The 13,521-nt window shown below is 72.4% G+C and carries 16 protein-coding genes; 14 read left to right on the forward strand and 2 right to left on the reverse strand.

From position 1 onward, the window contains the following. Positions 1–61: 61 nt before the first annotated feature. Positions 62–439 (forward strand): DoxX family protein, encoded by a 378-nt coding sequence (locus ACSMXR_RS34855; RefSeq protein ID WP_137235084.1) that lies wholly within the window; start codon positions 62–64, stop codon positions 437–439. A gap of 233 nt (positions 440–672) precedes the next feature. Then, on the forward strand, positions 673–876 hold the full coding sequence (locus ACSMXR_RS34860) for a cold-shock protein (protein WP_032791721.1): 204 nt from the start codon (positions 673–675) through the stop codon (positions 874–876). Positions 877–955: 79 nt separating this feature from the next. Here ACSMXR_RS34860 and ACSMXR_RS34865 read toward each other — a convergent pair whose 3' ends face one another. After that, the gene (locus tag ACSMXR_RS34865; protein ID WP_137235085.1) at positions 956–1,204 is read right to left on the reverse strand and encodes a hypothetical protein; all 249 of its coding nucleotides are present in this window, start codon (positions 1,202–1,204) and stop codon (positions 956–958) included. A gap of 263 nt (positions 1,205–1,467) precedes the next feature. Between ACSMXR_RS34865 and ACSMXR_RS34870 the strand changes: the two genes are divergently transcribed. From ACSMXR_RS34870 to ACSMXR_RS34910, 9 genes are all read left to right on the forward strand, one after another. Next, a complete protein-coding gene (locus ACSMXR_RS34870) occupies positions 1,468–2,031 on the forward strand; it encodes a DJ-1/PfpI/YhbO family deglycase/protease (protein ID WP_137235086.1) in 564 nt (187 codons plus the stop codon). A 136-nt stretch (positions 2,032–2,167) separates the two neighbouring features. After that, positions 2,168–3,250, forward strand: coding sequence for an NADH-quinone oxidoreductase subunit B family protein (locus ACSMXR_RS34875; RefSeq protein ID WP_137235087.1), 1,083 nt, complete (start codon positions 2,168–2,170; stop codon positions 3,248–3,250). 77 nt (positions 3,251–3,327) lie between these two features. Then, positions 3,328–5,118 (forward strand): nickel-dependent hydrogenase large subunit, encoded by a 1,791-nt coding sequence (locus ACSMXR_RS34880; protein WP_473170760.1) that lies wholly within the window; start codon positions 3,328–3,330, stop codon positions 5,116–5,118. 15 nt (positions 5,119–5,133) lie between these two features. Further along, complete coding sequence (locus ACSMXR_RS34885; RefSeq protein ID WP_473170761.1) at positions 5,134–6,054, forward strand: NifU family protein; 921 nt, start codon at positions 5,134–5,136, stop codon at positions 6,052–6,054. After that, positions 6,051–6,716 (forward strand): DUF5947 family protein, encoded by a 666-nt coding sequence (locus ACSMXR_RS34890; protein ID WP_473170762.1) that lies wholly within the window; start codon positions 6,051–6,053, stop codon positions 6,714–6,716. Before ACSMXR_RS34885 ends, ACSMXR_RS34890 begins: the two co-directional genes overlap by 4 nt. Continuing rightward, positions 6,713–7,363, forward strand: a complete 651-nt coding sequence (locus ACSMXR_RS34895) for a DUF6084 family protein (RefSeq protein WP_137235091.1) — start codon at positions 6,713–6,715, stop codon at positions 7,361–7,363. Before ACSMXR_RS34890 ends, ACSMXR_RS34895 begins: the two co-directional genes overlap by 4 nt. A gap of 1 nt (position 7,364) precedes the next feature. Next, positions 7,365–8,816 carry a hypothetical protein gene (locus tag ACSMXR_RS34900; RefSeq protein WP_473170763.1) on the forward strand — a complete coding sequence of 484 codons (1,452 nt, stop codon included), beginning with the start codon at positions 7,365–7,367 and terminating at the stop codon, positions 8,814–8,816. Next, entirely contained in the window at positions 8,813–9,376 is a 564-nt protein-coding gene (locus tag ACSMXR_RS34905; protein ID WP_473170764.1) for a hydrogenase maturation protease, read from the forward strand. Before ACSMXR_RS34900 ends, ACSMXR_RS34905 begins: the two co-directional genes overlap by 4 nt. Positions 9,377–9,408: 32 nt before the next feature. Further along, on the forward strand, positions 9,409–9,504 hold the full coding sequence (locus tag ACSMXR_RS34910) for a DUF6893 family small protein (protein WP_019762688.1): 96 nt from the start codon (positions 9,409–9,411) through the stop codon (positions 9,502–9,504). Here the strand turns inward: ACSMXR_RS34910 and ACSMXR_RS34915 are convergent. Beyond that, positions 9,480–9,896, reverse strand: a complete 417-nt coding sequence (locus ACSMXR_RS34915; protein ID WP_137235094.1) for a helix-turn-helix transcriptional regulator — start codon at positions 9,894–9,896, stop codon at positions 9,480–9,482. The two genes, ACSMXR_RS34910 and ACSMXR_RS34915, sit on opposite strands and share 25 nt — an antisense overlap. A 23-nt stretch (positions 9,897–9,919) precedes the next feature. Here ACSMXR_RS34915 and ACSMXR_RS34920 point away from each other — a divergent pair, with 23 nt between their 5' ends. Genes ACSMXR_RS34920 through hypF form a run of 3 tightly spaced genes read left to right on the forward strand, consistent with a single transcriptional unit; the run spans position 9,920 to position 13,519 of the window. Continuing rightward, the gene (locus ACSMXR_RS34920; RefSeq protein WP_256341811.1) at positions 9,920–10,333 is read left to right on the forward strand and encodes a hydrogenase maturation nickel metallochaperone HypA/HybF; all 414 of its coding nucleotides are present in this window, start codon (positions 9,920–9,922) and stop codon (positions 10,331–10,333) included. Continuing rightward, complete coding sequence (gene hypB / locus ACSMXR_RS34925) at positions 10,317–11,138, forward strand: hydrogenase nickel incorporation protein HypB (RefSeq protein ID WP_473170765.1); 822 nt, start codon at positions 10,317–10,319, stop codon at positions 11,136–11,138. The genes ACSMXR_RS34920 and hypB overlap by 17 nt, the downstream gene beginning before the upstream one ends. Further along, positions 11,135–13,519 carry a carbamoyltransferase HypF gene (gene hypF / locus ACSMXR_RS34930; RefSeq protein ID WP_473170766.1) on the forward strand — a complete coding sequence of 795 codons (2,385 nt, stop codon included), beginning with the start codon at positions 11,135–11,137 and terminating at the stop codon, positions 13,517–13,519. Before hypB ends, hypF begins: the two co-directional genes overlap by 4 nt. Positions 13,520–13,521 lie beyond the last annotated feature (2 nt).

Below are 13,521 nucleotides of genomic sequence, written 5' to 3' on the forward strand. Positions count from 1 at the left end.
GCGGGACGCGCCGGGAACCCGTAACTTACTCCCAAGTAAGTCCCGTCGTCGAAGGAGAAGCATGTCCCGCCAGACGCGTTCCGCCGTCCTGCTCGCCGGGCTCATGGGCGGAGCGGCGGTGCTCCACTTCGCCGTCCCGAAGGCCTTCGACTCCACCGTGCCCCGGATCCTGCCCGGAAAGCCGCGCACGTGGACGTACGCCAGTGGAGTGGCCGAACTCGCCCTGGCCGCGGGCCTCGCCCACCCCCGGACCCGGGCGTCCGCCGCCCGGCTGACCGCGGGCTTCCTCGTCGGTGTGTTTCCGGCCAATGTGCAGATGGCCGTCGACTGGCGTCACCGGCCCCGGCCGCAGCGGGTCGCGGCCTGTGCCCGGCTGCCGCTCCAGGTGCCGCTGGTCCTGTGGGCGCGCGGGGTCGCCCGGGGCGCCGACAGGCCCTGAACGGACCGTAGTCGGTGTGGTACGAGCCGGTGACCGTGAAGGTGATCCACAGCAAAATGGCGTTGCTCTCTGGTGAGGAGTGATCCCGCCGTGTAGCGTCGCCGGAAGATGTCGTGGTTCGCAGTACCTGCCCGCGCCTGGCGCGGGCGTTTTGCTGTGCAGTGCCTGAGAACCAGGGCGATCACCTCCGGGTCCGCGCGGTGCGGATCCGTTTACTGCTGAGAGGTACAGGCATGGCCAGCGGAACCGTCAAGTGGTTCAACTCGGAAAAGGGCTTCGGCTTCATCGCGCAGGACGGCGGCGGCCCCGACGTCTTCGCGCACTACTCCAACATCAACTCCTCCGGCTTCCGTGAGCTCCAGGAAGGCCAGGCGGTGACCTTCGACATCACCCAGGGCCAGAAGGGCCCGCAGGCGGAGAACATCACCACCGCCTGATCCGGGTCGACCGACCCCGGAGCCCCGGAACGCGCCGCGTTCCGGGGCTCCGGGGTGTTCGGGCCTCGGGCGACAGGCCCTACCCCGTCGACTCGTCCGGGGCCGGATGCTCCTCGGGGTGCGCGCCCGCGTTGCGCGGCGCGTTCCGGCCGGCGCCCGCCTCGTCCAGCTCGGGATGTCCCTCCTGGCGGGCCACCCGGTCCGGCACCGGTATGTCGAGGGCGTCCTCGCCCTCCTGGCTCTGCTGGTCCGGCAGATCCGCCGGTACGGGGGGCGGACTGCCGGAAGCCCCGGTGTAGGCGGTGCCTTCCGGCCTGCGGTCGGTCATGAGAGCTTCCTTCCGTACGGCCCCGGGTACGACCCGGGGGACGAATGACGCGCCCTGGTGGGTACCCGCTGCCGGGCGGAGCAGTCCCCGTCCGGTGCGGCCCGGAGCACAGGGCCCGGCCTCCCGAACCACGCTACGGGAGAAGATGCGGGGCCCGCGATGCCCGGCCATATTGGGAGCCCCTGGTGGGCGCCGGAGAACCGGGTAGAAGCCGGAGCACTCAAGGACAGCAGAGCCGGAGCACTCAAGGAACGGAGCAGTCCATGTCCACCACCGCTCTCGACGACCGCCGGATTCTGGCCATCGTCACCAACTACGGGGTCGAGCAGGACGAACTCGTCGTCCCCGTGGAGCACCTGCGCGGACACGGGGCGCAGGTCAGCGTGGCCGCGGTCGACACCGACGGGATCCGCACCCTCGTCGGCGACCGCGACCCCGGCGAAACCGTGCGGCCCGACCTCACGCTGGACGACGTCGACCCCGCCGCGTACGACCTCCTGCTGGTACCCGGCGGCACGCTGAACGCCGACTCGCTGCGCCTGGAGGAGGCCACCACCCGGATCGTCAGCTCGTTCGCCGCGTCCGGCCGGCCGGTGGCCGCCATCTGCCACGGCCCGTGGGCGCTGATCGAGGGCGGCTACGTCCGGGGAAAGACGCTGACCTCGTACGCCTCGCTGCGCACCGACATCACCAACGCCGGCGGCACCTGGGTCGACAAGCCGGTGGTCCGCGACGACGCCGAGGGCTGGTCGCTGATCACCTCACGCGACCCCGGCGACCTGGACGACTTCATCGGCGAGATCGACGCCGTGCTCGCGGAGGCCTGAGCGGGGCCGCCACGGTCCGGGCAGGTGCGGACGGGCAATAGGGCCACGCCGCACTTACCTGTCGGGGCGTCCTCGGGGTACCCAGGAAACAGGCTGCTGGCCAGAGATCCTGAAGCGGGCCGACCGAGGAGGGCTCATGGACGCCCCGACCGCCACCACGGCCGATACGGACGTGCTGGACACACCTCAGGAAGACCCGACGGTTCACATTCTGTGGATCAACGCCGGGCTGAGCTGCGACGGGGACTCCGTCTCCCTGACCGCCGCCACCCAGCCGAGCATCGAGGAACTCGCCCTCGGCGCCCTGCCCGGCCTGCCCAAGGTGGCCGTCCACTGGCCGCTGATCGACTACGAGTGCGGGCCCGTCGAGGGCGCCGACAACTTCGTCGAGTGGTTCTTCAAGGCCGACCGGGGCGAGCTGGAACCCTTCGTCCTGGTGGTCGAGGGCTCCATCCCGAACGAGCGCATCAAGCCCGAGGGCTACTGGTGCGGCTTCGGCGACGACCCCGAGACCGGCCAGCCGATCACCACCAGCGAATGGCTCGACCGCCTCACCCCCAAGGCCCTCGCCGTCGTCGCCATCGGCACCTGCGCCACCTACGGCGGCATCCACGCCATGGCGGGCAACCCCACCGGGGCGATGGGCGTACCGGACTATCTGGGCTGGGAGTGGAAGTCCAAGGCGGGCATCCCGATCGTCTGCATCCCCGGCTGTCCGGTGCATCCGGACAACGCCTCCGAGACCCTGCTGTACCTGCTCTACCAGGCCGCCGGCGCCGCGCCCATGATTCCGCTGGACGAGGAGCTGCGGCCCACCTGGCTGTTCGGCGCCACCGTCCACGAGGGCTGCGACCGGGCCGGCTACTACGAACAGGGCCAGTTCGCCGAGGAGTACGGCTCCCCGCAGTGCCTGGTGAAACTCGGCTGCTGGGGCCCGGTCGTCAAGTGCAACGTGCCCAAGCGCGGCTGGATCAACGGGGTCGGCGGCTGCCCGAACGTCGGCGGGATCTGCATCGGCTGCACCATGCCGGGCTTCCCCGACAAGTTCATGCCGTTCATGGACGAACCACCCGGCGGCCATGTCTCGGCGGCGGCCAGCGGGGTGTACGGCTCCGTCATCCGGCGGCTGCGCCACTTCACCGCGAAGACGGTCGACAAGGAACCGAAGTGGCGGTCGAAGACCGAGACCATCAAGACCGGCTACCGGCCGCCCTGGTGACCGGGGCCTCCGGCACCCCCCGAAGGCCGTAGGGCCAGGGCGAGCAGCACGACCTACCAGGAAGGCGGCGCGGGACCATGGCGACTGCGACCGGCAAACCCGTCGTCGACGCTGACGGCCTCATGGAGATGTCGTGGGACCCGATCACGCGCATCGTCGGCAGCCTCGGCATCCACACCAAGATCGACTTCGCCGCGAAGCGGGTCGCGGAGTGCTACAGCACCTCGTCGATCTTCCGCGGCTACAGCGTCTTCATGAAGGGCAAGGACCCGCGCGACGCCCACTTCATCACCAGCCGTATCTGCGGCATCTGCGGCGACAACCACGCCACCTGTTCCGTCTACGCGCAGAACATGGCGTACGGGGTCGCGCCCCCGCACCTCGGCGAGTGGATCATCAACCTCGGTGAGGCCGCCGAGTACATGTTCGACCACAACATCTTCCAGGAGAACCTGGTCGGCGTGGACTACTGCGAGCGCATGGTCCGCGAGACCAACCCCGGCGTCCTCGAACTCGCCGAACGCACCGAGGCCCCGCACGCCGCCGACCACGGCTACCGCACCATCGCCGACATCATGCGCTCGCTGAACCCGCTGGAAGGCGAGTTCTACCGCGAGGCGCTCCAGGTCAGCCGCTACACCCGCGAGATGTTCTGCCTGATGGAGGGCCGCCATGTGCACCCCTCCACGCTCTACCCGGGCGGCGTCGGCACCGTGGCGACGATCCAGCTCTTCACCGACTACCTCACCCGCCTCACCCGCTACGTGGAGTTCATGAAGCGGGTCGTCCCGCTCCACGACGACCTCTTCGACTTCTTCTACGAGGCGCTGCCCGGCTACGAGGAGGTCGGCCGCCGGCGCATCCTGCTCGGCTGCTGGGGCGCCCTGAACGACCCGGAGTACTGCGACTTCAAGTACGCCACCATGGAGGACTGGGGCCGCAAGATGTTCGTGACCCCGGGCGTCATCGTGGACGGCAAGCTCGTCACCAACAGCCTCGTCGACATCAACCTCGGCATCCGCATCCTGCTCGGCTCCTCCTACTACGAGGACTGGGCGGGCATGGAGAAGTTCGTGGAGCGCGACCCGCTCGGCAACGAGCTGGACGAACGCCACCCCTGGAACCAGCACACCATCCCCGCCCCGCAGAAGCGCGACTTCGACGACAAGTACAGCTGGGTCATGTCCCCGCGCTGGTTCGACGGCACCGACCACCTCGCCCTGGACACCGGCGGCGGCCCCATCGCCCGCCTCTGGTCCACCGCCCTGTCCGGACTCGTCGACATCGGCTACATCAAGGCCACCGGCCACAGCGTGCAGATCAACCTCCCGCGCACCATGACCAAGCCGGAAATGGCGCTGGAGTGGACGATCCCGCAGTGGTCCAACGCCATCGAACGCAACCGGGCCCGCACCTACTTCCAGGCGTACGCGGCCGCCGCCGCCCTCCACTTCGCCGAACAGGCGATGGAGGAGGTCCGCGCCGGACGCACCCAGACCTGGGAGCAGTTCGACGTCCCCGACGAGTCGATCGGCTGCGGCTTCACCGAGGCCGTACGCGGCGTCCTCTCCCACCACATGGTCATCCGGGACGGGAAGATCGCCAACTACCACCCGTACCCGCCGACCCCGTGGAACGGCAGCGTCCGCGACAGCTACGGCACCCCCGGACCGTACGAGGACGCCGTCCAGAACACGCCGATCTTCGAGGAGAACCCGCCCGAGAACTTCAAGGGCATCGACATCATGCGGGCCGTCCGCAGCTTCGACCCGTGCCTGCCGTGCGGTGTGCACATGTACGTCGGCGGCGGCCGCACCGTCGAGCAGACCCATATGCCGACCGGCCTGAGCGGACTGGCGGGCGGCTGACGAGAGGGGCCCACGATGGCGGGAGCCGACCCCGGTGCACGCATCGGCGAACTGCTGGACCGACTGGGACGCGAGGCCGGACCCGGAGCCCGCGAAACCGCCGACGAACTGGTGCGCAGCGTCGTGGAGTTCTACGGCGAGGGCCTCGCCCGTACCGTACGGCTGCTGCGCTCCGCACCGGCCGGCGCCGACCCGCTGACCGTGCTCACCGCCGACGAACTCGTCGGCGACCTGCTGATCCTGCACGACCTGCACCCCGAGGACACGATGACCCGGGTCGGCCGCGCCCTCGACAAGGTCCGCCCCTACCTCGGCTCCCACTCCGGCGACGTGGACGTCGCGGGCCTGGACACCGAGGCCCCCGAAGGACCCACGCTCCACCTCCGGCTGCGCGGCAGCTGCGACGGCTGCCCGTCCTCCACCCAGACCGTCCGCTGGACCATCGAGGAGGCCGTCGCCCGCCTCGCCCCCGAGATCGCGCACATCGAGGTCGAAGGCGTCGCCGAGGCCACCCCCGCCGAACCGCCCCTCCTCCAGATCCAGCCCCGCCCGCCCGACGGCGCACCGGGCGTGCCACCCGAGCCCGTGCGGAGCGAAGCCCCCGCAGAACCGCCGCGCTGGCACACCCTGTCCGGACCGGTGCTGCCCGCGCACGACCGCACCACCCGCGTCGCCGACATCGAGGGCAACGAACTCCTCCTCGTCCGCCTCCCCGGCAACCTCTACGCCTACCGCGACCGCTGCCCCGGCTGCGGGGCCGACCTGCGCACCGCCCCGCTGGACGGCGAGTTCCTCAGCTGCGCCGGGTGCGCCGCCCGGTTCGACGTACGGCATGCGGGGCGCGGCGAACGCACCCACCTGGAACCGCTTCCGCTCCTGGAGGAGGACGGGGCCGTCCGGGTCGCGCTGCCCGAACTGCTGGGGGCCGGGTCGTGAGCGGCAGCCCGGCCGGTGTCCTGGCCCAGTTCACCCGGCGGCCCCCGCCGCCGGGGGAGCGGTGCGAACTGTGCGGGGAACCGCTGCCCGAGGAACACCGGCATCTGGTCGACACCACCCGCCGCTCCCTCAAATGCTCCTGCCCGCCCTGCCATCTGCTCTTCACCCGACCCGGCGCGGGCCAGGGCCGCTTCCGCGCCGTCCCCGACCGCTACCTCACCGACCCGGACTTCGCCCTCGACGGCGACGGCTGGAACGGGCTCCAGATCCCCGTCGGGCTCGCCTTCTTCTTCCGCAACTCCGCCCTCGGCCGGCTCGCCGCCTTCTACCCGAGCCCCGCCGGAGCCACCGAGAGCGAACTCGACCCCGCGACCTGGGACGCCGTCATCGGCTCCACCCGCCTCGCCGGGCTGCTGGAGGACGACGTCGAGGCTCTGCTGCTGCACGCCGAACGCGACCGGCCCGCCAGCTGCACCCTCGTCCCCATCGACGTCGCCTACGAACTCGTCGGCCGGATGCGGCTCCACTGGAAGGGCTTCGACGGCGGCTCCGAGGCCCGCGCGGCGCTCGCGGAGTTCTTCGACCGCGTCGCCTCCCGCGCCCGGCCGCTGCCCGCGGCGGCCGGGACCGACAGCACGAGGACTCCCGGGGGCACCCCGTGACCGACCTCGACTTCCGCTGCACCGGCGTCCGGCCCGAACCCTTCGGCGCGAGCCCCACGCTCCTGTTCGGCCTGCGCATCGAGGAACGCGACCATCTGCCCGTCCACGCCGTCGCCCTGCGCTGCCAGATCCGCATCGAACCCGCCAAGCGCACCTACGACCCCGACGAGGTCGACATGCTGGGCGACCTGTTCGGCGAACCCAGCCGCTGGAGCAGCACCCTCAAACCGCTCCAGTTCGCCCACGCCTCCCTCACCGTGCCCGCCTTCACCGGCACCACCCACATCGACCTCCCGGTGCCCTGCACCTACGACACCGAGGTCGCCTCCGCCTCCTACTTCCGGGCCCTCGCACGAGGCGAGGTGCCGCTGCTGATGCTCTTCTCCGGCACCGTCTTCACCGGCCGCAGCAGCTTCCGCGCCGAGCCGATCCCCTGGCACAAGGAGGCGTCCTGCCTGATGCCGGTGGCCGTCTGGCAGGAGCTGATCGAGGCCTACTTCCCCAACACGGGCTGGCTGCGCCTGCGCAAGGACTGCCTGGAGGACCTGCGCCGCTACCGCTCCGCGCACGCCCTGCCCTCCTGGGAGCGCGTCTTCGAGGACCTCCTCGCCACCGCCGAGGCCGCACAGCCGAAAGGGGCCGAGTGAGATGATCGCCCCGCACCCCGCCCCGGACCTCGCGGCCACCCTCGACGAGGCGCTCGACCACGCCCGCACGGTCGCCGACGCCGTCCTCTTCGAGGGGTATGTCCTCTACCCGTACCGCGCCTCCTCCGCCAAGAACCGGATGCGCTGGCAGTTCGGCGTCCTCGTGCCGCCCGCCCGCACCGCCGACGGCGGCGAACACGCCGGGCAGCGCACCGACATCCTCCTGGAACCCCGCTCCGGCGACCGGCTCCACGCCGAACTGCGCTTCCTGCACGTGCGGCGACGGACCGTCGAACGCCTCGAACCCGACGGCTCCTACACCGAGGTGCCCGAACTGGAACTGCCCGACCGGGTCCTGGTCCCCTGGGACGAGGGCCACGAGGAACGCGTCCGGCTCCACGCACCCCTCGCCGAACTCACCGGTGAGCAGGCCCACACCCGTACCGTCACCTTCGACCTGCCGCCCGGCACCGAACACGAACCGGTGCTCGACGCGGAGGGCCGCACCCTGGGCCGGCTGGTACGCCGACGCGGCCGGCTCTCCGGGGAGATCCGCCCGTACATCGAACAACTCCCCGGCCCCTACCGGCTCTCCCGCCTCACCGTCACCGTGGACAACACCGTCGACGCGCCCGCGTCCGGGCCCGGCGGCAGCCGCGACGACGTCCTCCCGCACAGCATGATCGGCGCGCATCTGCTCCTCGCGGTGGAGGGCGGCCGCTTCCTGTCGATGACCGACCCGCCCGAATGGGCCCGCCCCGCCGTCGCGGAGCTGCGCAACGAGCACAGCTGGCCCGTCCTCGCCGGACCGGCGGACCGGGAGGACGTCGTGCTCTCCTCGCCGATCATCCTGGAGGACCACCCCGCCCTCGCCGACGAGAGCCCCGGCCCCCTCTACGACGCCACCGAGATCGACGAGATCCTCTCACTGCGCACCGCCGCCCTCACCGAGCACGAGAAACGCGAGGCACGCGGCACCGACGCCCGCGCCGCCGAGGTCATCGACCTGGTCGACACCATGCCCGAAGCGGTACGGGAACGGCTGCACGGGGCGATCCGAGGGCTGCGCGAGGTCACGGGGGAGGAGCCCACCGAGGCCGCCGTGCCCGCCGCCGGACTCACCCTTCCCGAAGGCGCCGGACACCCCTGGTGGGACCCGCAGCAGGACCCCGGAGCGGCCGACGCCCCCACCACCGTCCTGGTCGACGGCGAGGCCGTGGGCGAAGGCAGCCGCGTCCTCCTCGCCCCGGGCGCCCGCCGCACGGACGCCCAGGACAGCTTCCTGCGGGGCTGCCGGGCCACCGTCGAAGCCGTGGTCGCGGACCTGGACGGAGAGGTGCACCTCGCGGTCGTCCTGGACGACGACCCGGGCAACGACATCCGCCGCCAACAGGGCCGCTTCCTCTACTTCAAGCCCGACGAGGTGGCCCCGCTGCGGGAGGAGGAGCCATGACCGGTACGGAGAGGTCCGCGCGCACGCTCGTCGCCGGGGTCGGCAACATCTTCCTCCGGGACGACGGCTTCGGCGTGGAGACGGTCCGCCGGCTCGGCCGCCTCGACCCGTCCCGCCTGCCGCCCGGCACCGAACTCATGGACGCCGGAATCCGCGGGGTCCACCTCGCGTACAAGCTGCTGGAGGGCTACCGGACGCTCGTCCTCGTCGACATCGTCGGCCGGGGAGGCCCGCCCGGCACGCTGTACACCATCGACGTCGGGCCGCGGCCGCCGGACGCCCGCACCGCACCCGGCCCGCTGGACACCCACGCCATGGACCCCGCCACCGTCCTCGGCCTGCTGCACGACCTGCACGCCGGCGCGGGCGGCACCCTCCCCGACGAGGTGTACGTCATCGGCTGCGAGCCCCTGGAGACGGAGGAGGGCATGGGGCTCAGCTCGCCCGTCGAAGCGGCGGTGGAGCCGGCGGTGGACCGGGTGCTCGACCTGCTCGCCCGCCGCGCCACCCCCGTACCGCAGAATCCCGCAACGCAGAACCCCGTACCGCAGAAGAACTGAGCCCACGACGTTGGAGGCACAGGATGCACTGGATGTGGATCGGCGTCGCCGCGGGCCTCGCGGCCCTCTACGGAGTCGTTAGGAACCTGCCCGACGCCCGGCGCTACCTGCGCATGCGCCGGATGTAGTCCCCGTGCTCGGAGTGATGACGGGAGCGGTCCGAAGGCTCGTCCCCGCCCCCGACATCCTCCAGTTGCACATAGCGCTCGAGGAAGAGATGGAGGGTGCTGTGCAGTTCTCCCAGCCGGACGAACCACAGGGCGAGATTCATGGCGCCCTGCGGAGTGATGGCGTACACCCGGCGCGCGGGGCCGGAGGCGGAGGCGCACCACCGCGAGGTGACCTCGCCGCACTTCTCCATGCCCCGCAGCAGCCGGTACACATGCGCCGACTCCGCTTCCTCCCAGCCGAACGCGCCCAGGCGCTGCACCAGCTCGTAGCCATGTCCCCGACGTTCGGCCAGGAGCAGAAGCAGGACCGGGGTGAGCAGCGCTCGCCGTTCGACCTCGTGACCAGCCATGGTCCTCTCAGGGTAGCGAGGGGATGAGCGCCGTGCATGAGCTGTCGATCGCGATGGCCGTCGTCGACCAGGTGGAGAGCGCGGTCCGCGAGCAGGACGCCGGAAACGCGCATGTCCGGTCGCTGACGCTGCGGGTCGGGGAACTGTCCGGGGTGGTGCCCGAGGCGCTCGACTTCTCCTTCGGGGTGGCGGCCGAGGGCACCTCGCTGGCGGGCGCGCGGCTGCTGATCGAGACTGTAGAGGGACGGGCCCACTGCGAGGGCTGCGGCCGGGACCCCGCGACAGGGATGCCCCCGGACCTGTGGTGCGCGCCCTGCGCACGGGCGATGAGCCTGACCGGCGGGCGCGAACTGGAGATCGCCCGGGTCGTCCTGGACGAACCGGACGGCCGACCCGGGGACGACGTACCGGAGGCGAGCCATGTGCCGCACCGTTGACCTGCATCAGGCCGTGCTGGCGAAGAACGACACCAACGCCGTGGAGCTGCGCCGCACCCTCGACGAGCGGGGCACCACGGCCGTCAACCTGATGTCGAGCCCCGGCAGCGGCAAGACGGCCCTGCTGGAAACGCTCCTCACCAGGGCCGTCGCGGGCGGCACCCCGGCCGCCGCCGTCACCGCCGACCTGGCCACCGAGAACGACGCGACCCGCCTGGCCCGCTCGGGAGCCCCCGTACGGCAGATCCTCACCGACGGGCTGTGCCACCTGGAGGCCGGGATGCTGTGGGGCACGCTGGACGGCTGGCTGCCCGAGGAGACCCGGCTGCTGTTCGTCGAGAACGTCGGCAACCTCGTCTGCCCCGCCTCCTACGACCTCGGCGAGACCCTGCGGATCGCGCTCGCCTCGGTGACCGAGGGCGAGGACAAGCCGGTGAAGTACCCGGCCGCCTTCGGCCTCGCGCAGCTGGTCGTGGTCACCAAGTCCGACCTGGCCGAGGCGGTGGAGTTCCGCCGGGACACCTTCCTCGCGGGCGTCCAGCAGGTCAACCCGGGCGTGCCCGTGATCGAGACGTCCGCCCGCACGGGCGAGGGCGTCGACGAGCTGCTCGCGCACGTCCTGCGCGCCGCCGACGGCCGGGAGACGCACACACCGGTCCTCGCCCAGCAGCACGAGAAGCACCTGCACCACCGTCACGACGAGGACGACCCGGCGCAGGACGACCCGGAGCACGAGCACCGGCACGGGCCTGCGCACCCGCAGGACCGGGCGGCCGCGCACCTACCGGCGGGAAGCCCGCGATGACCCCCCGGAAGCCCCCGCCCGGCACGCCCCCGCAACGGGTCCGCCGCCACCTCACCGTGCGCGGAGCGGTCCAGGGCGTGGGCTTCCGCCCGTTCGTCTACACCCTCGCCGAGGAACACGGCCTCACCGGCTGGGTCACCAACGACGCCGGCGGCGTCCGCACCGAGGTCGAGGGCCCGGCGGCCGACGTGGACGCCTTCACCGACGCCATCGGGACCCGCGCACCGCCGCTCGCCCTCGTCGAGTCCGTCGAGGCGCGACCGGTCGCCGTCACCGACGACGGCGGCGGCTTCACCATCCGCCCCTCCGCCGCCGGACCCGGCCGCACCCTGATCCCGCCGGACACCGCCACCTGCGACGCCTGCCTGGCCGAACTCGCCGACCCGGCCGACCGGCGGCACCGCCACCCGTTCATCACCTGCACCCACTGCGGCCCCCGGTTCACCGTGGTCACCGGCCTGCCCTACGACCGCCCGCTGACCACCATGGCCGGTTTTCCGATGTGCGCGGAGTGCGCCCGGGAGTACGCCGATCCGGCCGACCGCCGCTTCCACGCCCAGCCGATCGCCTGCCCGCACTGCGGCCCCCGCCTCACGCTCTGCCGCGGCCCCGACGACCCCGGCGCCCTGCGCGACGCCGAGGCGCTGGCGGAGGCCCGCAGGCTGCTCGCCGACGGGGCCGTCCTCGCCGTCAAGGGGCTCGGCGGCTACCACCTGGCCTGCGACGCCGCCGACCCCACCGCCGTACGGACCCTGCGCAAGCGCAAGAACCGCGGCGACAAACCGTTCGCCGTGCTGGCCGACTCCTTGGCCACCGTCGAAGCGCTCGCCCACGTGGACGCCGCCGAACGCGCCCTCCTCACCGGCCCCCGTAAACCCGTCGTCCTGCTGCGCCGCCGCACCCGCCCCGCGCACGAACTCGCGCCCGGCGTCGCCCCCGGCAGCCCCGACCTCGGCGTGATGCTGCCGTACACCCCGCTGCACCGCCTGCTCCTCGGCCTCCCCGGCGACCCGCCGGGACCGCCCGTCCTCGTCATGACCAGCGGAAACCGCTCCGGCGAGCCGATCGTCACCGACGACACGGAAGCCCTGACCCGGCTCGACGGGCTCGCCGACGCCTGGCTCGGGCACGACCGGCCCATCCATGTGCCCTGCGACGACTCCGTGGTCAGGATCTGCGCCGGGGCCGAACTCCCGGTCCGCCGCTCGCGCGGCTACGCCCCGCTGCCGCTCGCCCTGCCGCTGCCCGTCCTCCCGGCCCTCGCGGTCGGCGGCGACCTGAAGAACACCTTCTGCGCCGCCGACGACCGCTACGCCTGGCTCTCCGCCCACGTCGGCGACATGGACGACCTCGCCACCCTCACCGCCTTCGAGCGCGCCACCGGCCACCTCACCGACCTGACCGACGTCACCCCGCGCCTCCTGATCGCCGACCGGCACCCCGGCTACCGCTCCACCCAGTGGGCCCGCCGCACCGCCGAGGCCCGCGGCCTGCCGCTGCGCCAGGTCCAGCACCACCACGCCCATGTCGCCTCCACGATGGCCGAGCACGGCCTCGACGGCGCCTCCCCGGTGATCGGGGTCGCCTTCGACGGCACCGGATACGGCGACGACGGCGCGGTCTGGGGCGGCGAGATCCTGATCGCGGACTACGACGGCTTCGAACGCTTCGCCCACCTCCGCTACGTCCCGCTGCCCGGCGGCGACGCGGCGGTCCGCAACCCGTACCGGATGGCGCTGTCGCACCTGCGCGCCGCCGGACTGCCGTGGTCGGAGGCCCTGCCCTGCACCGCCATCGCGCCGCCCGGCGAACGGCGGCTGCTGGAGCGGCAGTTGGAGCGCGGCCTGAACTGCGTACCCACCTCCAGCATGGGCCGCCTCTTCGACGCGGTGTCCTCGCTCGCCGGTGTCTGCCACCGGGTGGAGTACGAGGCCGAGGCCGCGATGCGCCTGGAGAACGCGGCGCTGACCGGCGCGGACGCGGTCCCGGGCGGCGACGACGGGCGCGAGCCCGCGTACGGGTTCATCCTGGGAGCAGAGCCGGACGGGCCGGCGGCCCCCCTGATCGCCGACCCGCGACCGGTCCTCGCCGCCGCCGCGGCGGACGTCCTCGCGGGCGCCCCGGCCTCCACCGTGGCCCGCCGCTTCCACCGCGCGGTGACCGTCCTCGTACGGGAGGTGTGCGCGGCGGCCCGGCAGCGCACGGGCATCGCCACCGTGGCCCTGACCGGAGGTGTCTTCTGCAACGCCCTGCTCACCGAAGGCTGTTGTACGGGACTGGAGGCGGACGGCTTCACCGTACTGAGGCACCGCAAGGTGCCCCCCAACGACGGCGGACTCGCCCTCGGTCAACTGATCGTCGCCGCCCGGACGAAGGAGTGAGG

It is taken from the genome of Streptomyces sp. DSM 106670 (assembly GCF_055792845.1).

Bases quoted from the DNA above. Each gene is read 5' to 3' on its own strand.
- ACSMXR_RS34855 (WP_137235084.1), top strand. From the start codon at position 62: ATGTCCCGCCAGACGCGTTCCGCCGTCCTGCTCGCCGGGCTCATGGGC.
- ACSMXR_RS34860 (WP_032791721.1), top strand. From the start codon at position 673: ATGGCCAGCGGAACCGTCAAGTGGTTCAACTCGGAAAAGGGCTTCGGC.
- ACSMXR_RS34865 (WP_137235085.1), bottom strand. From the start codon at position 1,204: ATGACCGACCGCAGGCCGGAAGGCACCGCCTACACCGGGGCTTCCGGC.
- ACSMXR_RS34870 (WP_137235086.1), top strand. From the start codon at position 1,468: ATGTCCACCACCGCTCTCGACGACCGCCGGATTCTGGCCATCGTCACC.
- ACSMXR_RS34875 (WP_137235087.1), top strand. From the start codon at position 2,168: ATGGACGCCCCGACCGCCACCACGGCCGATACGGACGTGCTGGACACA.
- ACSMXR_RS34880 (WP_473170760.1), top strand. From the start codon at position 3,328: ATGGCGACTGCGACCGGCAAACCCGTCGTCGACGCTGACGGCCTCATG.
- ACSMXR_RS34885 (WP_473170761.1), top strand. From the start codon at position 5,134: ATGGCGGGAGCCGACCCCGGTGCACGCATCGGCGAACTGCTGGACCGA.
- ACSMXR_RS34900 (WP_473170763.1), top strand. From the start codon at position 7,365: ATGATCGCCCCGCACCCCGCCCCGGACCTCGCGGCCACCCTCGACGAG.
- ACSMXR_RS34905 (WP_473170764.1), top strand. From the start codon at position 8,813: ATGACCGGTACGGAGAGGTCCGCGCGCACGCTCGTCGCCGGGGTCGGC.
- ACSMXR_RS34910 (WP_019762688.1), top strand. From the start codon at position 9,409: ATGTGGATCGGCGTCGCCGCGGGCCTCGCGGCCCTCTACGGAGTCGTT.
- ACSMXR_RS34915 (WP_137235094.1), bottom strand. From the start codon at position 9,896: ATGGCTGGTCACGAGGTCGAACGGCGAGCGCTGCTCACCCCGGTCCTG.
- ACSMXR_RS34920 (WP_256341811.1), top strand. From the start codon at position 9,920: ATGAGCGCCGTGCATGAGCTGTCGATCGCGATGGCCGTCGTCGACCAG.
- hypB (WP_473170765.1), top strand. From the start codon at position 10,317: ATGTGCCGCACCGTTGACCTGCATCAGGCCGTGCTGGCGAAGAACGAC.
- hypF (WP_473170766.1), top strand. From the start codon at position 11,135: ATGACCCCCCGGAAGCCCCCGCCCGGCACGCCCCCGCAACGGGTCCGC.